This window comes from Rubellimicrobium roseum (genome assembly GCF_006152145.1).
Lineage (GTDB): Bacteria > Pseudomonadota > Alphaproteobacteria > Rhodobacterales > Rhodobacteraceae > Rubellimicrobium > Rubellimicrobium roseum.
Genome location: NZ_VDFV01000010.1, coordinates 12638 through 30873, shown reverse-complemented (window position 1 = coordinate 30873; position 18236 = coordinate 12638). Strand labels below are relative to the sequence as shown.

17 protein-coding genes are annotated in these 18236 nt (G+C 69.3%); 9 read left to right on the top strand and 8 right to left on the bottom strand.

Annotated elements, in window-relative coordinates; all coding sequences use genetic code 11:
• Nucleotide 1: 1 nt before the first annotated feature.
• The 3 genes from FHG71_RS09550 to hpt form a co-directional block, all read right to left on the bottom strand.
• Nucleotides 2-472, bottom strand: coding sequence for a c-type cytochrome (locus tag FHG71_RS09550; protein ID WP_139081403.1), 471 nt, complete (start codon nt 470-472; stop codon nt 2-4).
• A gap of 170 nt (nt 473-642) precedes the next feature.
• Nucleotides 643-897, bottom strand: a complete 255-nt coding sequence (locus FHG71_RS09545) for a GlsB/YeaQ/YmgE family stress response membrane protein (RefSeq protein ID WP_139081402.1) — start codon at nt 895-897, stop codon at nt 643-645.
• Between the two features lie 99 nt (nt 898-996).
• Complete coding sequence (hpt, locus tag FHG71_RS09540) at nt 997-1542, bottom strand: hypoxanthine phosphoribosyltransferase (RefSeq protein WP_139081401.1); 546 nt, start codon at nt 1540-1542, stop codon at nt 997-999.
• Between the two features lie 133 nt (nt 1543-1675).
• On the opposite strand from hpt, the gene FHG71_RS09535 reads away from it, so the two are divergent.
• Nucleotides 1676-2134, top strand: coding sequence for a type II toxin-antitoxin system RatA family toxin (locus FHG71_RS09535; RefSeq protein WP_139081400.1), 459 nt, complete (start codon nt 1676-1678; stop codon nt 2132-2134).
• Here FHG71_RS09535 and FHG71_RS09530 read toward each other — a convergent pair.
• From FHG71_RS09530 to FHG71_RS09520, 3 genes are read right to left on the bottom strand one after another with little or no spacing between them, the layout of a single operon-like run.
• Nucleotides 2110-2583 carry a CinA family protein gene (locus tag FHG71_RS09530; protein ID WP_139081399.1) on the bottom strand — a complete coding sequence of 158 codons (474 nt, stop codon included), beginning with the start codon at nt 2581-2583 and terminating at the stop codon, nt 2110-2112. The genes FHG71_RS09535 and FHG71_RS09530 overlap by 25 nt on opposite strands.
• Complete coding sequence (locus tag FHG71_RS09525; RefSeq protein ID WP_139081398.1) at nt 2580-3083, bottom strand: phosphatidylglycerophosphatase A family protein; 504 nt, start codon at nt 3081-3083, stop codon at nt 2580-2582. The genes FHG71_RS09530 and FHG71_RS09525 overlap by 4 nt, the downstream gene beginning before the upstream one ends.
• Complete coding sequence (locus tag FHG71_RS09520; RefSeq protein WP_139081476.1) at nt 3080-4204, bottom strand: bifunctional 2-C-methyl-D-erythritol 4-phosphate cytidylyltransferase/2-C-methyl-D-erythritol 2,4-cyclodiphosphate synthase; 1125 nt, start codon at nt 4202-4204, stop codon at nt 3080-3082. Before FHG71_RS09520 ends, FHG71_RS09525 begins: the two co-directional genes overlap by 4 nt.
• A gap of 205 nt (nt 4205-4409) precedes the next feature.
• Between FHG71_RS09520 and dusB the strand changes: the two genes are divergently transcribed.
• The 7 genes from dusB (at nt 4410) to hflX (ending at nt 13419) form a co-directional block, all read left to right on the top strand.
• A complete protein-coding gene (dusB, locus tag FHG71_RS09515; protein ID WP_139081475.1) occupies nt 4410-5411 on the top strand; it encodes a tRNA dihydrouridine synthase DusB in 1002 nt (333 codons plus the stop codon).
• Nucleotides 5408-6493, top strand: a complete 1086-nt coding sequence (locus FHG71_RS09510) for a two-component system sensor histidine kinase NtrB (RefSeq protein WP_139081397.1) — start codon at nt 5408-5410, stop codon at nt 6491-6493. The genes dusB and FHG71_RS09510 overlap by 4 nt, the downstream gene beginning before the upstream one ends.
• The gene (locus FHG71_RS09505; protein ID WP_139081396.1) at nt 6494-7870 is read left to right on the top strand and encodes a response regulator; all 1377 of its coding nucleotides are present in this window, start codon (nt 6494-6496) and stop codon (nt 7868-7870) included.
• Nucleotides 7871-7947: 77 nt separating this feature from the next.
• Complete coding sequence (locus FHG71_RS09500; protein WP_139081395.1) at nt 7948-10185, top strand: sensor histidine kinase NtrY-like; 2238 nt, start codon at nt 7948-7950, stop codon at nt 10183-10185.
• Between the two features lie 31 nt (nt 10186-10216).
• Nucleotides 10217-11614, top strand: coding sequence for a nitrogen assimilation response regulator NtrX (gene ntrX, locus FHG71_RS09495; RefSeq protein WP_139081394.1), 1398 nt, complete (start codon nt 10217-10219; stop codon nt 11612-11614).
• Between the two features lie 200 nt (nt 11615-11814).
• Nucleotides 11815-12048, top strand: coding sequence for an RNA chaperone Hfq (gene hfq, locus FHG71_RS09490; RefSeq protein WP_139081474.1), 234 nt, complete (start codon nt 11815-11817; stop codon nt 12046-12048).
• A gap of 96 nt (nt 12049-12144) precedes the next feature.
• Nucleotides 12145-13419, top strand: coding sequence for a GTPase HflX (gene hflX / locus FHG71_RS09485; RefSeq protein WP_139081393.1), 1275 nt, complete (start codon nt 12145-12147; stop codon nt 13417-13419).
• A 38-nt stretch (nt 13420-13457) separates the two neighbouring features.
• On the opposite strand, the gene FHG71_RS09480 is transcribed toward hflX, so the two are convergent.
• Nucleotides 13458-15926 (bottom strand): penicillin acylase family protein, encoded by a 2469-nt coding sequence (locus tag FHG71_RS09480; RefSeq protein ID WP_139081392.1) that lies wholly within the window; start codon nt 15924-15926, stop codon nt 13458-13460.
• 101 nt (nt 15927-16027) lie between these two features.
• Here FHG71_RS09480 and FHG71_RS09475 point away from each other — a divergent pair, with 101 nt between their 5' ends.
• Complete coding sequence (locus FHG71_RS09475; protein WP_139081473.1) at nt 16028-16894, top strand: NAD(P)-dependent oxidoreductase; 867 nt, start codon at nt 16028-16030, stop codon at nt 16892-16894.
• 59 nt (nt 16895-16953) lie between these two features.
• Here FHG71_RS09475 and FHG71_RS09470 read toward each other — a convergent pair whose 3' ends face one another.
• Entirely contained in the window at nt 16954-18219 is a 1266-nt protein-coding gene (locus FHG71_RS09470) for a branched-chain amino acid ABC transporter permease (RefSeq protein ID WP_425467343.1), read from the bottom strand.
• Nucleotides 18220-18236 lie beyond the last annotated feature (17 nt).

Sequence of the window (18236 nt, the reverse complement as noted above, 5' to 3'; positions counted from 1 at the left end):
GTCAGTTCTGCGGGACGCGGTAGTTCTCGTGGCAGGCGCCGCAGGCCTGGCCGACGCCGCCGAGTGCGGCCTGGAGCGAGGCAAGGTCGGTGCCGGCGGTCGACTGGAGGTTCTCGACGGCCGTCATCAGCGCCTCGTGCTTGGCCCCGGCGTCCTCCAGGTTCTGCCAGAGGGCGGGCAGGGCGCGGGACTCCTCCATCTGCTCGGACGAGGTGCCCTCGAGCCAGTAGCCGGACTGGTCGAGCTGGACGAGGTGGTGCAGCGACGCCGCGGCGGCGGTGGCGGTCTCGGCGTTGTATTCGGCGTTGCCCTGGGCCATGGCGCCGAGCTTGCCCAGGTTGTGGGCATAGAGGGTCATGTGCGACTGGCGGGCGTTGACCGCCTGCTGCTCGGGCGTGGGCCCTTCCTGAGCGACGGTGACGCTGGCCAGGCCGAGCGCGGCCACGGCGGCGAGGCTGAGGGTGCGGATCATTGCGACTCCTTTCCGGGGTGCTGGACGCCGCCCGAGGCTAGCCGCTTATGAGCGAAGCGAACCCCTGTGTTCTTGCACAGCCGGTTGCGCATATTCGCCCGGATCCCGGCCGGAAGATGCCGCAATCGCCTGTGGGGGCGCGGTTGGGCCGCGCCCCCGAGGGGTTCCCGTCAGGCCCGGCGCCGGATCATCCCCACGATCCAGAGGAGCACGACCGCTCCGATGGTGGCCACGATGATGGCTCCGATCCAGCTCCCGGCCGTTTCGAGGCCCACAAGGCTGAAGAGGAATGCGCCAAGATAGGCGCCGATCACCCCCACGATCAGGTTCACGAGCAGCCCCTGGTCGCGATGCATGATCTTCTCGGCGATCCAGCCCGCGATGAGACCGATGATCAGGAAGCTCAGCCAGCCCAGTCCTTCCATGTCCGCGTCCTTTCTGTTGCGCCGTCCGTGCCATCGGCGGCTTTCCGCACAACGCGGATCGCGGGCTTTTGATCCCGACGCGGCGCGGGATGCGCGAGGTCAGGCCTCGTCGGTGAAGCGGACCTTGCCGATGAAGGGAAGGTTGCGGTTGCGCTGCGCGAAGTCGATGCCGTAGCCCACCACGAACTCGTCAGGAATCGAGAAGCCGATCCAGTGGGCCTTGAAGTCCACCTCGCGCCGGGAGGGCTTGTCGAGCAGCGCAATGGTACGCAGCTTGGCGGGCTTGCGGGACAGCAGGAACTTGGTGACGTGGTTCAGCGTGTGGCCAGTGTCGACGATGTCCTCGACCACCAGCACGTCGCGTCCCTCGATGGCGGCGCGCAGGTCCTTGAGGATGCGCACCTCGCGCGAGGATTCCATGGCGTCGCCGTAGGACGAGGCTTCGAGGAAGTCGACCTCGACCGGCAGGTCCAGCTCGCGCACGAGGTCGGCGATGAAGACGAAGCTGCCGCGCAGCAGGCCGACGACCACCAGCTTGTCGGTGTCGCGGAACTCGTCGCCGATCTCGCGGGCGAGATCCTCGATGCGCGCGGCGATGGCCTTGGCGGAGATGAGCTGGTCGATGACGTAGGGGCGCTGGGGCATGGCGGACTCGGCTTTTGCGGCGGCGCCCCGTGTCGCCCCGCCGCCGCGCGAAAACAAGCGCGAATCGTGGGGGGTCTTGAACCCGGCGCCGTCCTGTCCGACATGACACCCTCACGACGGAAGGGCCCACGCCATGACCACCCACTCCGAGACCCGCGTGCTGCCCTACACCGCGCAGCAGATGTACGACCTCGTGGCGGACGTGGAGCGCTATCCCGAGTTCCTGCCCTGGACGGCTGCGGCGCGCATCCGTTCGGTCGAGGAGCTGGGCGACCACGCGGAGATGCTCGCGGACCTCGTGGTGTCGTTCAAGCTGTTCCGGGAAAGCTTCGGCAGCCGGGTGCGGCTCTTCCCGCGGGAGAAGCGGATCGAGACTGCCTACATCGATGGGCCGTTCAGGAAGATGGACAGCGTCTGGCGGTTCCGCGACGTGCCGGGCGGGGTCGAGGTGCGCTTCGATACCGATTTCGAGTTCAGGAGCCGCCTTCTGCAGAAGGCGGCGGGCGTCTTCTTCTATCAGGCGATGCAGCAGATCGTCCGCGCCTTCGAGAAACGGGCGGCGCAGCTTTACGGCGTGCGCTCGACCGCCTGACGCAGGAGCCGCAACGCGTGCTCGACCGAGGCCGCGCGTACGGCGTCGCGGCCCAACGCGCCGAATTCGACCGTCTCGGCCGTGACGCCGTCCTCGGTGGCGAGGCCGAAGCAGACGCGCCCTTCGGGCTTGCGGGCCGAGGCTCCGGGGCCTGCGACGCCGGTGATCGACAGCGCGATCTCGGCCTCGGAGCGGGCCAGCGCGCCTTCGGCCATCTCGCGCGCAACCTCCTCGGAGACGGCCCCGTGGTCGGTCAGGGTCTGGATGCGCACGCCCAAAAGGTCGACCTTGGCGGCGTTGGAATAGGTGACGAAGCCCCGGTCAAAGACGGTCGAGGCCCCCGCGGGCATGGTGAGCGCACCCGCGAGAAGCCCGCCCGTGCAGCTTTCGGCGACCGCGATGCGGAGGCCCCTGTCCCGTGCCGCCTGGAGAAGGGCCTCGGCGCTCATCGCATCAGCACCCCATGCGCAAGCCCGGCGAGGAGAATGACCCCCAGCGCGGCGGCGAGGCCGGCCATCAGGTCGTCGAGGATCACGCCCGCCATGCCGGGGCGGCGGTCGGCCCAGCCGATGGGGCCGGGCTTCCAGACGTCGAAGAGGCGGAACAGCAGGAAGGCGGCGACCCAGCCGGGCCAGAGACGTTCCACCGCGACGCCGTTCGAGGCGGCGCCGAAGGCCACGGGCATGATGGCGATCCACTGGCCCGCCACCTCGTCGATGACGACCCAGCTCGGGTCGTGCTTGCCGGTTTCCGGCCCGAGGGCGGCGATCAGCCGGCCGATGGACCAGACGGCCAGAGCCAGGGCGGCGGCGAAGGCCAGCAGGAACAGACCGAGGCCACCCAGGCGCAGCGCGGCATAGGCGAGGGCGAGGCCCGCGAGCGAGCCCCAGGTGCCCGGAGCGGGGCGCAGGAAGCCCACACCCAGGGCACTGGCGACGAGGCGGCTCATGGCGAGACCAGCGTGGCGGTGGCGAGCGCCGCGAGGCCCTCGCGCCGGCCGGTGAAGCCCAGGCGTTCGGAGGTGGTGGCCTTGATGCCTACGCGGTCGGGGCCGATCCCGAGGGCGTCGCCGACCACGCTTCGCATCGCCGCAACATGGGGGCCGACCTTGGGCGCCTCGCAGACGAGGGTCACGTCGACGTTGGAGACGCGGTAGCCGGCCTCGCGCGCGAGGGTTGCGGCATGACGGAGGAACAGAGTGCTGTCCGCGCCTTTCCACTGTGGGTCCGACGGCGGGAAGTGCTGGCCGATGTCGCCCAGCGCCAGGGCACCGAGAATGGCGTCGGTGAGCGCATGCAGGCCAACGTCGCCATCGGAATGGGCCAGCACCCCGCAGTCGTGCGATATGCGCACGCCGCAAAGCATCACGTGATCGCCCGGACCGAAGGCGTGAACATCGTACCCATTGCCTGACCTGACGTCCATGCGGCCCTCCAGGATCCGTGCGGCGCGCAGAAGGTCCGCCGGATGCGTCACTTTGAGATTGTCCTCGTCGCCGGGCACGATGGCGACCGAAAGGCCGGCGGCGCGCGCCACCTCGACGTCGTCGGTGGCGTCCCCCGGATGGTCGCGATGCGCGGCCAAAAGCGGGCCGAAGCGGAAGCCCTGCGGAGTCTGCGCGCGCCAGAGGCCTTCGCGCGGGTGAGTGCCCTCGACGAGGTCGTGGCCGCGCCAGAGCGTGTCCGTCACCGGCAGGCCCGGCGCCGCCGCGTCCTCGTGGGACAGGGCCGCCACGACACGGCTCACCAGATCGGGCGTCGCGCAGGGGCGCGCGGCGTCGTGGATCAGCACGTAGTCGGGCGGATCGGCGGCCAGCCGTTCGAGCCCGGCGCGCACGCTCTCGGCGCGGGTCGACCCGCCGGGCGTGAGGAGCGCGCCCGGATGCAGACGGGCCGCGTCGGCGGCGTCCTCGGGGTGGTGGACGATGACGAGGGGGTCCAGACCCGCCCGCGCCAGGGCCGCGACGGCGTGCGCCGCGATGCTGCGGCCGGCGAGCTCGCGCCATTGCTTGGGCGCGCCGCCGAAGCGCGTGCCCCGACCTCCCGCCACGATGATCCCCGCCACGCGCATGCCCGTTTCCATGCGGGCTGACCTAGCCGCATCGGGCGGAAGGCGCAAATCCCCTCGGGAGCGGGTGCACTCTGCTGAAAAAGTGGGCAGATCGAGAATCCCGGCCCGTCGCGGCCCCCTGCCGCGTTGTCGGACCGGCAGCGAGCGGCTAGGCAGTGGGTGACGCCCGGAAATCGGGCATATGACGAAGGAAGCGGCAAACACAATGGGCGAGTTGCGCGCGATCGACCTGGGCGGCGCGGTTTTGGCGCCGCCGGTGGCGCTGGCGCCGCTGGCGGGCATCACCGACCTGCCGTTCCGGGCGCTGGTGGCCCGCTTCGGCGCAGGCTGGGTCGTGTCCGAGATGGTGGCGAGCCAGGAGATGGTGCAGGCCAAGCCCGGCGTGCGCGAGAAGGCCGAACTGGGGTTCGGGGAGGCCAACACCGCCGTGCAGCTGGCCGGACGCGATCCGCACTGGATGGCCGAGGCGGCGCGGATGGTCGAGGCCAATGGCGCCAAGATCATCGACATCAACATGGGCTGCCCCGCGAAGAAGGTGACGAACGGCTGGTCCGGCTCGGCGCTGCTGCGCGAGCCCAACCACGCGCTGCGCCTGATCGAGGCGGTGGTGGGCGCGGTGAGCGTGCCCGTGACGCTCAAGACGCGGCTGGGCTGGGACGAGACCTGCCTCAACGCGCCTTACGTGGCCAGGCGGGCCGAGGAGGCCGGCGTGCGCATGGTGACGATCCATGGCCGCACCCGCTGCCAGTTCTACAAGGGCCGCGCCGACTGGGCCGCCATCCGGGCGATCCGGGAGGCCGTCACGATCCCGGTGATCGCCAATGGCGACATCGTGGACCTTCCTACCGCGCGCGAGGCTCTGCGCCTGTCGGGCGCGGATGGGGTGATGATTGGGCGCGGCGCGCAGGGCAGGCCCTGGCAACCCGCGCAGGTAGCTGCGGGCCTGATGGGGAGACCCGCGCCCGACGCCCCTAGCGGCGGCGCGCTTTTCGACATGGTGGCAGGACATTACGAGGCGATGCTCGCGTTCTATGGTACCACCTTGGGCCTCAGGGTCGCCCGCAAGCACCTGGGCTGGTACATGGACACGGCCGGGACCCCTGCGGACCTGCGCGCGCGCGTGCTGACGGCCCCTGAACCCGCCATGGTGCTGCGGCTCCTGCCCGAAGCGCTGATCCCCGTGCATTCGGAGGCGCGCGCGGCATGATCGGCAACGACTCGCTCTGGGCCTCGCTGCCGATCCCGGCGTTGCTCCTGACCTCCGACGACATGATCATCGAACCCAACCCGGCGGCCGAGCAGTTCCTGAACCTGTCGGCCAAGTCCCTGCGCGGGGCGCCGGTCTTCGACAAGGTCATGATCGACGCGCCCCTCGAGGATGCATTCCGCCGCGCAAGGGCGCAGCGCTCCTCGCTTTTCGTCAATGACGTGGACGTGGGTTCGGGAGAGCGTCCGCCGGTGCAGTGCAACATCCACTTCGCGCCGCTCCTGCGCAGCGACGGTCGGATGCTGATGCTGATCTCTCCGCGCGAGATCGCCTCGCGCATGACGCAGAACGCCGGGAGCCAGAAGGCCGCCAAGTCCGCCATCGGCATGGCCGAGATGCTGGCGCACGAGATCAAGAACCCCCTGGCGGGGATCACGGGGGCGGCGCAACTCCTGTCCATGGGGCTGACGGGGGCCGATCTGGAGCTGACCGATCTTATCGTCGAGGAGTCGCGGCGGATCGTGAAGCTCCTGGAGCAGGTGGAGCAGTTCGGGAACCTGAGGCCGCCGCGACTTCAGGCGGTGAACGTGCACGACATCTTGGACCGCGCGCGGCAGTCGGCGGCGGTGGGCTGGGGCGCACACATGCGCTTCGTCGAGGACTACGACCCTTCGCTGCCACGCACGATGTCGGATGCGGACCAGCTCACGCAGGTATTCCTCAACCTCATCAAGAACGCCTCGGAGGCCGGGGGCGAGGGCGGCACCATCCGCCTGCACACCTTCTACGAGCCGTCGCTCCGGGTGCGGCGCAAGGACGGCACCCAGGCGCGGCTTCCGCTCCAGGTCGAGGTCATCGACGACGGCCCCGGCATTCCGCCCGACATGGCCGCCGACATCTTCGAGCCCTTCGTCTCGGGTCGCGAGAACGGCACGGGCCTGGGCCTCGCGCTGGTTTCCAAGCTCCTGTCGGAGATGGGGGGCTGGATCTCGGTCGAGTCGGTCCCCGGGCGGACCGTCTTTCGCGTGTCGCTGCCCATGGCCCCCAAGGACGCCCCCGAACCCCCTGAAGGAGAACGTTGAATGGACGGCACCGTCCTTGTCGCCGACGACGACCGAACCATCCGCACCGTGCTGACGCAGGCGCTCACCCGGGCGGGGTGCAAGGTGCACGCGACCTCCTCTCTGGTGACGCTCATGCGTTGGGTCGAGGAGGGCAAGGGCGACCTCGTGATCTCGGACGTCATCATGCCCGACGGCAATGGGATCGAGCAGATCCCCCGGATCGGCGCGACGCGACCGGGGCTGCCGGTCATCGTGATCTCGGCGCAGAACACGATCATGACGGCAATCCAGGCGGCCGAGGCCTCGGCCTACGACTACTTGCCCAAGCCCTTCGACCTGCCGGACCTGATGAAGCGTGCGGCCCGCGCGCTGGACGTGAAGCGCCGCGCGCAGGTCGCCGCCCGCGCCGTCGTCCCCGAGGCGCGCGAGCGCGGCGAGGACCTTCCGCTTGTCGGACGGACGCCGGCGATGCAGGGACTCTACCGGCTCGTGGCCAAGGTCATGAACACGACTCTGCCCGTCCTGGTCACGGGCGAGTCCGGCACCGGCAAGTCGCTGATCGCCCGCGCCGTCCACGACTTCTCGGACCGGCGAAGCCTGCCCTTCGTCACCGTGACCGCCGCCGACCTCCAGGGCGTGGAGGGGCCGTCGCAGGTGGTTGCGCGCGCGCGGGGCGGCTCGATCCTCTTTGACGAGGTGGGCGACCTGCCCGAGGAGGCGCAGGCCCGCGTCGTGCGCATGCTCGACAGCTTTGGCGAGGGCGCGCCGCGCATCATGGCCACCTCGCGCGCGGATCTGAATGTCCGAATGGAATCAGGCCGCTTCCGCGAGGACCTCTTCTACCGCCTGAGCGGCGTGACCATCAGCGTGCCCGCCTTGCGCGAGCGGGTGGACGACATCCCGCTGCTGGCCGAGCACTTCCTAGGTCGGGCCGAGAAGGAGGGCTCGCCGCCGCGGCGGCTGTCTTCGGGCGCGCTCGACCTCGTGCGGACCTATTCCTGGCCCGGCAACGTGCGCCAGCTCGAGAACGTCATCCGCCGCCTGGTGGTCACCTCCGGCGAGGAGGAGGTTGCCAAGGCCGAGGTGGAGGCGGTGCTGGGGCACCAACCCGCCATGGAACCGTTGCGCGGCGGTGACGGAGGAGAGCCCCTGATGGGGGCCGTCGCCAAGCACCTCCGTCGCTACTTCGACCTGCACGGGGGCATGCTGCCGCCGGCCGGCCTTTACGACAGGATACTGCGCGAAGTTGAGATCCCGCTGATCGAGATCGCGCTGGACGCGACGGCCGGGAATCAGGCCCGCTGCGCCGACCTGCTCGGCATCAATCGCAATACGCTTCGCAAAAAGATCACCGACCTCGATATCCGCGTGACACGTCGCAGGAAGTTGATGTAAAACCGCCACAGAACCGTGGCCCCGGTGCAAGCCGGGGACCGTGGCGAGGGCGGCAGGGGGTTCTCGGAACCCCCCTCATGAGGCGATGGGGCGTGCAGCGGAGGTTGGCCGGCAGACGACTCGCGCAGTTCGGGCGCTGGGGACGCCAGCGGCGGGTGAGGGCCACGGCCAAGCTTGGCCTCGTGGTGCTGGGTCCCGTGCTCGCGGGTCTGACCTATGTCGTGCTGGGTCCGCTGGACCGGGGCGTGTCCTCGCTCGCGCTTCGCTTCGTGCTGCTGGCGGATCTCGTCTATGTCCTCGCGGTGGCGACGCTCGTCTTCCGCGAGGTGGGGCGCATGGTCGCCGCGCGGCGCGCCCGCTCGGCGGGGTCGCGGCTCCACCTGCGGCTCGTGGGGGTCTTCGGGCTTCTGGCGCTGATCCCGACGGTGCTGGTCGCCGTCTTCTCGGTCCTGACGATCAACGTGGGCCTGGAAGGCTGGTTCTCGGACCGGGTGCGCGACGTGGTCTCCAACTCGATGGAAGCGGCTCAGGCCTATGAGCAGGAGCACCGCGAGGAGCTGGAGCGCGACGCGCGCGCGCTGGCGCAGGTTCTCGACCGTGAGAAGCAGTCCAATCTCGCGTTGTCGGACGGCGAGCTGCGGCAGATCCTTGGTCGCCTGCAGGGGCAGATCGAGCGCGGGCTGACGGAGGCCTTCGTCCTCGACGGCACCGGCAAGATCCGGGCCCGTGGCGCGAGGAGCTACGAGTTCGACTACGAGATGCCCACCGACGAGGATTTCCGCCTTGCCGAGGCCGAGGGCGTCCGCATCACCGAGGACTGGACCAACGACGAGTTCCGGGCGCTGCTGCCCATGCCGTCCTTCCTCGACCGCTACCTCTACGTGACCCGCGCCGTCGACGGCGAGATCCTGGCCCTGCTGGACGAGACCCAGGAGACGGTGAACCTTTACCGCCAGCTCGACGCCGACAAGGGGCGGCTGCTGTTCGAGTTCGGGCTGCTGTACCTGGGCTTCGCGCTGATCCTGATCCTCGCGGCCGTCTGGCTGGGCCTGTCGTTCGCCGAGGGTCTGTCGAAGCCGGTGGGCCGACTCCTGGGGGCGTCCGAGCGGGTGGGGGCCGGCGATCTCGACGTGCGGGTGATCGAGGAGGACGGCGACGACGAGATCGCGGCGCTGGGCCGGCACTTCAACCAGATGACGAGCCGGCTCAAGGCGCAGCGCGAGAGGCTGCTAGACACGACCGAGCAGATCGAGCGGCGGCGGCGGCTCTTCGACTCGGTGCTGTCCTCCGTCACCTCGGGTGTGGTGGGGCTGGACCCCGAGGGGCGCGTCACCTTCGCCAATCGTTCGGCGCTGCGGCTTCTGGAAGGGGGCGTGAGCGAGGCGGTGCCGCTGGGAGTGGCCGTGCCCGAGTTCGCGCCGCTCTTCGATACCCTGGTTCACGAGGGCCGGGCGACGGCGCAGGAGCAGGTCGCGCTGGTGCGCGGCGGCAAGCAGGAGATGCTCCTGGTGCGGATGTCGCCCCGGCGCGCGGACGACGGCTCGCTCGAAGGCTACGTGGTCGCCTTCGACGACGTGACCGACCTCGTCTCGGCACAGCGCATGGCGGCTTGGGGCGACGTGGCGCGGCGCATCGCCCACGAGATCAAGAACCCGCTCACGCCCATCCGTCTCTCGGCCGAAAGGATCAAGAGGAAGTTCAGTCGCAAGCTCGGGGACGACGCCGCGGATCTTGACCAGATGACGGACGTGATCGTGCGCCAGACCGAGGACTTGCGGCGGATCGTGGACGAGTTCTCGAAATTCGCGCGGATGCCCGAGCCCGACCGCCGCGACAGCGACCTCGCCACGCTGGTGCGCGATGCGGTGACGCTGCAGGAAGCCGGGCAGCCCGGCGTGCGCTTCGAGCGGGACTTCCCCGAGGGTCCGGTGCCGGCCGAGGTGGACCCGACCATGATCGCGCAGGCGCTGACGAACCTCATCAAGAACGCGGGCGAGGCCATCGAGACCCGGCAGGAGCAGGGCGTCGAGGCGGGCTTCGAGCCGCGCATCCGGGTGGCGCTGACCGTCGAGGGGCGAGAGGCGCGCATCACCATCGAGGACAACGGCATCGGCCTGCCCGAGGACCGGGCCCGGCTCTTCGAGCCTTACGTGACGACCCGGAAGTCGGGGACGGGGCTGGGCCTTCCCATCGTGAAGAAGATCATCGAGGAGCACGGCGGCACGCTGGCGCTCGAGGATGCCGAAGGGCGGGGGGCACGCGCCGTCATCCGCCTGACAGTCAAGGCGCGGCAGACGATCGAAGCAGCAGCATAATCACAGGCAAGCAGAAGGGCGGTTACAAGAGATGGGCGACATCCTGATCACCGACGACGAGCGTGACATCCGCGAGCTGATCTCGGACATCCTGAAGGACGAGGGCTACACGACGCGCTTGGCGGGTTCCTCGGACCAGTGCATGGCCGAGATCGCCAGGGAGGTGCCCGCGCTCATGATCCTCGACATCTGGCTCAAGGACAGCCGGATGGACGGGATCGACATCCTCAAGCAGGTCAAGCGCGAGCATCCCGAGATCCCGATCATCATCATCTCGGGCCATGGCAACATCGAGATCGCCGTCGCGGCCATCAAGCAGGGCGCCTACGACTTCATCGAGAAGCCCTTCAACATCGAGCAGCTCCTCGTGGTGATCCGCCGCGCGATGGAGACCTCGCGGCTGCGGCGCGAGAACCTGGCGCTCAAGCGCGGCGACAACCAGAAGACGGAGATGCTGGGCGAGTCGGCCTCCTTCCGGCAGCTCCGCTCGCAGCTCGACAAGGTGACCAAGTCGAATGGGCGGGTGATGCTGACGGGCGAGCCCGGCTCGGGCAAGGAGTCGGCCGCGCGCTACATCCACGCCCATTCCAACCGTGCCAGCGGGCCCTTCGTCGTGGTCTCCTCGGCCTCGATCGAGCCCGAGCGCTTCGAGGAGGTGCTCTTCGGCCGCGAGATGCCGGGCAAGGGCGTCGAGAAAGGCCTGATGGAGCAGGCCCATGGCGGGATCATCTATTTCGACGAGGTGGCCGACATGCCCCTCGGTACGCAGTCCAAGATCCTGCGGGTCCTGGTGGACCAGCAGTTCACCCGCGTGGGCGGCAGCGACAAGGTGCAGGTCGATCTGCGGGTGATCTCGTCCACGAATCGCGACCTCCTGGCCGCCATTGCAGGCGGCAGCTTCCGGCAGGAGCTGTTCCACCGTCTCAACGTCGTGCCGATCCATGTTCCTTCGCTGGAGGAGCGGCGCGAGGACATCCCTCTCCTGGCCGAGCACTTTCTCGGGGTCCTGAACCGGACCCAGGGCCTGCCGCTACGCCGCCTGGGCGAGGACGCGCGGGCGCTCCTCCAGACGATGCTCTGGCCGGGGAACGTGCGCCAGCTCCGCAACGTGATCGAGCGGGTGCTGATCCTGGGCGAAGCCGGCGGCGACATCAGCGCCAAGGAACTGCCCTCGATGGAGGAAGGCCCGTCCGAGGAAGGCCGCGTGGTCCTGTCGGGTGGCCTTGCGACGCTGCCGCTGCGAGAGGCGCGCGAGCTCTTCGAGAAGGAGTACCTTCTGACGCAGATCAATCGCTTCGGCGGCAACATTTCTCGCACTGCAGCATTCGTGGGGATGGAACGTTCCGCGCTTCATCGTAAGTTGAAGTCTCTCGGGGTCGTGACCGGGCTGAAGACGACGCCGCGGCTCGTCTATGCGGAGGAAGGATGATGAACGACGACAAAGCCCCGCCGCCGCGGCGCGTGCTGGGCCTGGCGCCGCGACAGGCGGCGCCCTCGGGCAAACCCGCCACAGTTGTGACCTCATTGCCATCCGCCGGCTTGGAATCCCCCCCGGCGGCACGACATAGTGATGTTGAAGGGGACGGCCCGCCGCAGACGCCGGGCCGCAAGAACAAGACGGGAGCCGGAATGGCCGACAGCAAGCAGAATCTTCAGGACGCGTTCCTCAATCACGTCCGGAAGACCAAGGTTCCCGTGACCATCTTCCTCATCAACGGGGTGAAGCTGCAGGGCGTCATCACATGGTTCGATTCGTTCTGCGTGCTGCTGCGCCGGGATGGACAGTCGCAGCTCGTCTACAAGAGCGCGATCTCGACCATCATGCCGGCGCAGCCGATTAACCTTTATGATGGGGACGATTGAGCGCACCCCTTCGCCCAGACGGCCCGGCGACCTACATGAGAGGACCGCGCGGCTCGTCGCGCAATCTTCCTCCTCCTCATTGACGGGACGACCGACCTGCTCGACCTAGATGCCAAGAGGACCCCGGCCTGGGTCCTTCATCCCGAGATCAAGAACGACCGCGACGCACGGCCCGCCGAGCCGGCCCTGGGCGAAGCCGTGGCCTTGGCCGCAGCGCTGCCGGGGCTCGACGTGCGCGGCTCGGAGATCGTGCGGCTGGGCCGCGTGCATCCGGGAATGCTCTTCGGATCGGGCAAGATCGAAGAGCTGAAGGGACGCTTCAAGGACGCCGGCGTCGAGCTGGTGCTGGTGGACGGGCCCGTAAGCCCTGTACAGCAGCGCAACCTTGAGAAGGAGTGGGGCGTCAAGCTCCTCGACCGGACGGGCGTGATCCTCGAGATCTTCGCCGACCGCGCGCGCACCCGCGAGGGCGTGCTGCAAGTCGAGATGGCGGCGCTGAGCTACCAGCGCACCCGCCTCGTGCGGTCCTGGACCCACTTGGAGCGGCAGCGCGGTGGCTTCGGCTTCGTTGGCGGCCCCGGCGAGACGCAGATCGAGGCCGACCGGCGCGCGATCGATGATCAGCTCGTCAAGCTGCGCCGGCAGATCGACCGGGTGGCGCGGACGCGGACCCTGCACCGTGCGGCCCGCGCCAAGGTGCCGTTTCCGGTCGTGGCGCTGGTGGGCTACACCAACGCCGGCAAGAGCACGATCTTCAACCGCCTGACCGGCGCCGAGGTGCTGGCCAAGGACATGCTGTTCGCCACGCTCGATCCGACGATGCGACGGGTAAGGCTGCCCTCGGGGCTCGACGTGATCCTGTCGGACACGGTGGGCTTCATCTCGGACCTCCCGACCGAGCTGGTCGCGGCCTTCCGGGCCACCCTGGAGGAGGTTCTGGACGCCGACCTGATCCTGCACGTGCGCGACATCAGCCACGCGCAGACCGATCAGCAGGCCGAGGACGTGGAGGCGATCCTTCAGAGCCTGGGCGTGGGCGAGGGCACCCCGCTGATCGAGGTATGGAACAAGATCGATCTTCTGGACCCCGAATCACGCGAATCGGTTCGGGTGCAGGGCGAGCGGGTGCCGCAGGTCTTCCCTGTCTCGGCCACGAACGGAGAGGGTCTCGACGCTCTCTTGGCCGAGGTCTCGGGCCGGCTCGACGAACCCCGCGAGGAGGAGGAGGTCGTCGTCCCCTACGCCGCCGGGAGGCAGCGGGCTTGGCTTCACGAGAACCGTTTGGTGGTCGGGGAGCAGGACGAGGAGAAGGGCACGCGCATGCGCGTGCGCTGGACCGCGCGGCAGCGGGACCGCTACTCGACACTTTAAGAGGTCCAAACCTCCGTCGCGACGACGGGATCGGTGCACTAGGGCGTCGACCCTTCGGGCATGAGCGTCGTGACCCCCACGGCCGCCGCGCGCGCCAGCGCGGGATCGAGCGACATGGGGATGTATTCGCCCCGCCGCCACAGCTCGCCCAAATCGTCATAGTGCCGGGAGAGCGGGTGGCCCGACTGGCCCGTCGGGATGATGAACACGGAGGAGTCGGGGTCGGCGAAGTCGTAGACTCCCCGATAGGCCGCCGCGTGGACGTTGACGAACGGGTTCGGGCCAGTGCCCCTGGTCCGCCCGCGCATCAGCGTGTCGTCGTCGCCGCTGGTGGACTGGCGGACGTTCACGAACCAGCTCAGGAGCGGCGTGCCCCCGAGCACCGGATGGTCGTGCGCCGCCTCGTGCGCGTCGCCCCAGCGCAGCGATTCGAGCGCCGTGCCCCAGCGCGCGTCGATCTGCAGGAGTGCTTCGTCCAGTGCTTCGCGGGCCATGTCGTCGCAGGTCTCGACCGGCTCGGACTGCTGCACGTCGCACCAGATGGAGGCACCGTCGATGTCCTTGAAGACCCGCTCCAGAAACAGGGGCTCGACATGGGTGAAGGCGTCGGCCAAGGGACCCAGCTCGTCGCGCACGAGCCTCTCCTGCAGCATGCGCATCCAGGCGGAATAGATCAGCGGCTCGGGCAGGTGCTCGTTCATCTGGCCGTTCCATTCGGCCAGCAGCTCCAGCGCGCGGGCGCGCTGCCGCTCGGGCGTGCCCTCGGGCGCGGCCTCGCCGGTGAACCACAGGTCGCGGGCCACAAGCGGCAGGAGCGTGCGCGCGGCCGGCGACACGGTGTCGAGCTGCGCCTCGATAAAGCTGTCGCGGGTGTGGATCTCGCGCCCCTGCATCAGGAACTGCCACCGCTGGATGCGCTGGCTGTCGCCCCAGAGGAAGGACAGGTGGTCCGGGAAGGGCGCGTCGAGGATCTTGTTGTTCGTGTTTCCGACCACGCCGCCTTCAGGATCGAGAAAGACGGGATTGGCCTCGGCGGGTTTGACGCCGCGCCAGCGGTTCTCGGGCCGGTGGCCCAGGGTGGGCAGGCGGCCCTTGCTCTGGTGCGCCGGGTCGCGGTCGGGGATGGCGCCGAGAGTCGCCATGGCGATGCGGTTGCGGTCGGCAAGGACGAGGTTCTGCGACGGCGCCACGAAGAGCGGCACGGCATCGAGCGCCTCCTCCATGTCGCGAGCGCGCATGATCCGCAGGGCGGCGGTCAGGGTGGTGTCCCGGTCGGACAGCGCCGTCCAGGAGATGGACATGACATGCCCCGGCGGCCGGATCTGGCCTAGGTCGAAGTCCTCGGGGCCCAAGACCGGGCCATTCTCGGTCCACTGCAGGCGGACGGTGACCGCAGGGGCGTCCTTGACCTCGATGATGCTGTCGCGGCTGCGGAAGGGGGCCCAGCCTTCGGGCGTGCGGTATTCATCGGCGTTGGCGGGGTTCACCTCCTCGGCCTGCACGTCGAGATCGTCGAGGTAGCTCGACGTGACGCCCCAGCCCAGGTTGGCGCTGCGCCCCGTCAGCACGAGAGGCAGGCCGGGGATGGTGCCGCCGATCACGCCGCCGGTCGAAAGCTCCAGCCGCGCGAGGTAGAAGGTGCCGGGGGCCGAAAGCCCCAGATGCGGGTCGTTGGCGAGCAGCGTCGAGCCCGCGGCCGAGCGCGACACCCCCGCCGCCCAGACGTTCGACGCCCCTGCAAGCCCGGTGCCGGGATTCGGAAACAGAGGATCTCGAGACGTGGCTTCGGCGAAGCTGGGCCGGGCGCTGGGGACCAGCTCGGCATAGGCGGGCAGGGCGGCCACGCCCTCTCCGGGCATGTCGGGCAGGATGTCGGCCAGCCGCTCGGGCGGCAGCACCAGCGAGGCGCGGGCGCGCAGCACCTCGGCATCCAGGTGAGCGTTGAGCCGGAGCGCCATCAGCTTGAGGACCGCCAGCGAGTCGGCGGGCTGCCATGGCGCGATGGCTTGGCGAAAGAGCCACATCTCGGGGGCGCCGCGGCCCAGAGCGCCTTCGTTGACCTCGGCGAGCCAGGCATTGACCCCGGCGCTGTAGGACTCGAGCGCGTCCCGCGCGGGCGCGTCCTGATCGTCGAGCGATTCGCGGGCGAGGGTATGGAGGTCGAGGCGGCGCATCAGCCGGTCGATGCCGAGGGTCCGCTCGCCGAAGAGCTCGGACAGGCGGCCCTGCACGGTGCGCCGTGTCATCATCATCTGCCAGAGCCGGTCCTGCGCATGGGCATAGCCCAGTGCGAAGAACACGTCGGCGTCTGTCTTTCCGAAGATATGGGGAACGCTGGAATGGTCGCGCACGATCTCGACCTGGGCGCCGATCCCCTCGACCTCGGTCGTGGCCTCGTAGTCGGGCAGCGAGCGCGAGGCGAACCAGGTCAGGAGCGTGAAGGCCAGCACGCCTAGGACGACCAGGGCCACCGTCACCCGGAAGAGCCAGCGGAACAGAGTGACCAACGAGAGGGCTCCGGGGCAGGTTGACGGGGCTTTGGGATGCGGCCAACCGTTTGGCAGGGTTTCACAGGCGGGGCAAGCGTATGACGGACACAGGGGCGGGAGTGGGGCGTCTGGCCTTTCTGGGGCTCGGGGTGATGGGCGGGCCGATGGCCGGGCATCTGGCGGCGGCCGGGGCGGAGGTCACGGTCTACAACCGTACGACGGCCCGCGCCGAGGCCTGGGTCGAGCGGCACGGCCATCGCAACGCGCCCACGCCCCGCGAGGCGGCGCAGGGTGCCGGGGCCGTGCTGGCCTGCGTAGGCAACGACGACGACCTGCGCGCCGTCTGCCTGGGCGAGGACGGCGCGTTTGCCGGCATGGCCGAGGGCACGCTCTTCATCGACCACACCACGGTGAGCGCGCAGGTCACTCGGGAACTCGCGGCCGAGGCCGCCCGGAAGGGCATCGGCTACGTGGACGCGCCGGTGTCGGGCGGTCAGGCGGGGGCCGAGAAGGGCCAGCTCTCGATCATGTGCGGGGGCTCCGAGGCCGACTATGCACGGGCCGAAGTGATCGTGGCGCCGTACACGCGCGTCTGCCGGCGGCTGGGCGAGGTGGGCAGCGGGCAGATGGCCAAGATGGCGAACCAGATCGCCATCGCCGGGCTGGTGCAGGGGCTGTCAGAGGCGCTGGCCTTCGCCAAGAAGGCCGGGCTCGACGGACGGGCGCTGGTGGAGGTCATCTCGCAGGGGGCGGCCGGGTCCTGGCAGATGGTGAACAGGCACGGGACCATGCTGGATGACCGGTTCGAGCACGGCTTCGCGGTGGACTGGATGCGCAAGGATCTCGGCATCTGCCTCCATACCGCGCGGGAGATTGGGGCGAGCCTGCCGGTCACCGCGCTGGTGGACCAGTTCTACGGGGACGTGCAGGCTATGGGCGGCGGTCGCTGGGACACGTCGAGCCTCATCAAGCGGCTTCGGCGCTAGGAACGGAAAACCCCGCGCGGCTGGCAGACCGCGCGGGGTTCATCGACCCGAGAGGCCGCTCACTTCTCGGGGATGAGGCCACGCGGCGAGAAACGCAGCACGAGGAGCAGGATCACGCCCATCGTCAGCAGGCGCATATGAGCGCTGGCGTCCTGGAGATGTGACGTGATCGGCGAACCGGCGGGCAGAGTGGTGCTGATGACGCCGAAAAGCGCGTTGCCCAGGGGCTCCACGATCACCCAGAGCCACCAGATCAGAAAGCCGCCCAGTACCGCGCCCCAGTTGTTGCCGGAGCCGCCGACGATCACCATGACCCAGATCAGGAAGGTATAGCGCAGCGGCTGGTAGGAGCCCGGCGTGAGCTGGCCGTCGAGCGTCACCATCATGGCGCCGGCGATGCCGCAGATGGCCGAGCCTAGCACGAAGATCTGCAAGTGGCGGGCGGTCACGTCCTTGCCCATCGCGGCGGCGGCGACCTCGTTGTCCCGGATGGCGCGCATCATGCGCCCCCAGGGCGAGCGAAGCGCGAGCTGCGCAAGAAGGAGCAATGCGAGCAGCACGACCGCGAAAAGGCCCATGTAGAGGACCTTGACCCAGAGGGTCGAGGCCGTGACCGGGTCCACGCCGAAGGAGGCCGCGCGGGCCACGAAGCCGGGGTCCTGCTGAAGCGCGATCTCCTGCGGGACGGGCGAGGGAATGCCCACCACGTTCTTGACGCCCCGCGCCAGCCAGTCCTCGTTCTTGAGGACGGCGAGGATGATCTCGGCGATGCCCAACGTCGCGATGGCGAGGTAATCCGACCGCAGGCCCAGAGCCGTCTTGCCGATGATCCAGGCGGCGCCGGCGGCCAGCAGGCCACCGGCGGGCCAGGCGAGGAGCACCGGCAGTCCGAGGCCGCCGAAATAGCCGGTGGAGGCGGGGTTCACGGCCTCGACAGCGATCACGCCGGGATCCAGCACGGCGCGCATCACCAGATAGCCTCCGACGCCCACGGCCAGCATCACGAAGGTCGCGAGCTGCCCCCGAGCCATGCGGGTGCGGATCACGACCAGCGACACGACGGTGAGCACCCCGAGCACGAGGCCGGCCCCGACACGTCCGCCGCCGACCACCCAGGCCTCGGCCACTGGCGGCATGGCGACCAGCACGGCCCCGAGCCCACCCAGCGCGACGAATCCCATGACGCCCACGTTGAAAAGCCCGGCGAAGCCCCATTGCAGGTTCACGCCCAGCGCCATGATGGCCGAGATCAGGCCCATGTTCACGACGGTCAGCGCGTAGTTCCAGCCCATGACGAAGCCGGTCCCGACAATCAGCGCCGCCATCGCGAGATAGAGAAGGA

Excerpts from the sequence above, each read along its gene's own strand:
- hfq (WP_139081474.1), top strand. The coding sequence starts at position 11,815 with ATGGCCGACAGCAAGCAGAATCTTCAGGACGCGTTCCTCAATCACGTC.
- hpt (WP_139081401.1), bottom strand. The coding sequence starts at position 1,542 with ATGCCCCAGCGCCCCTACGTCATCGACCAGCTCATCTCCGCCAAGGCC.
- FHG71_RS09530 (WP_139081399.1), bottom strand. The coding sequence starts at position 2,583 with ATGAGCGCCGAGGCCCTTCTCCAGGCGGCACGGGACAGGGGCCTCCGC.
- FHG71_RS09510 (WP_139081397.1), top strand. The coding sequence starts at position 5,408 with ATGATCGGCAACGACTCGCTCTGGGCCTCGCTGCCGATCCCGGCGTTG.
- FHG71_RS09525 (WP_139081398.1), bottom strand. The coding sequence starts at position 3,083 with ATGAGCCGCCTCGTCGCCAGTGCCCTGGGTGTGGGCTTCCTGCGCCCC.
- FHG71_RS09550 (WP_139081403.1), bottom strand. The coding sequence starts at position 472 with ATGATCCGCACCCTCAGCCTCGCCGCCGTGGCCGCGCTCGGCCTGGCC.
- FHG71_RS09500 (WP_139081395.1), top strand. The coding sequence starts at position 7,948 with ATGAGGCGATGGGGCGTGCAGCGGAGGTTGGCCGGCAGACGACTCGCG.
- FHG71_RS09520 (WP_139081476.1), bottom strand. The coding sequence starts at position 4,204 with ATGCGCGTGGCGGGGATCATCGTGGCGGGAGGTCGGGGCACGCGCTTC.
- ntrX (WP_139081394.1), top strand. The coding sequence starts at position 10,217 with ATGGGCGACATCCTGATCACCGACGACGAGCGTGACATCCGCGAGCTG.
- FHG71_RS09545 (WP_139081402.1), bottom strand. The coding sequence starts at position 897 with ATGGAAGGACTGGGCTGGCTGAGCTTCCTGATCATCGGTCTCATCGCG.
- dusB (WP_139081475.1), top strand. The coding sequence starts at position 4,410 with ATGGGCGAGTTGCGCGCGATCGACCTGGGCGGCGCGGTTTTGGCGCCG.
- FHG71_RS09505 (WP_139081396.1), top strand. The coding sequence starts at position 6,494 with ATGGACGGCACCGTCCTTGTCGCCGACGACGACCGAACCATCCGCACC.
- FHG71_RS09535 (WP_139081400.1), top strand. The coding sequence starts at position 1,676 with ATGACCACCCACTCCGAGACCCGCGTGCTGCCCTACACCGCGCAGCAG.
- FHG71_RS09470 (WP_425467343.1), bottom strand. The coding sequence starts at position 18,219 with ATGGCGGCGCTGATTGTCGGGACCGGCTTCGTCATGGGCTGGAACTAC.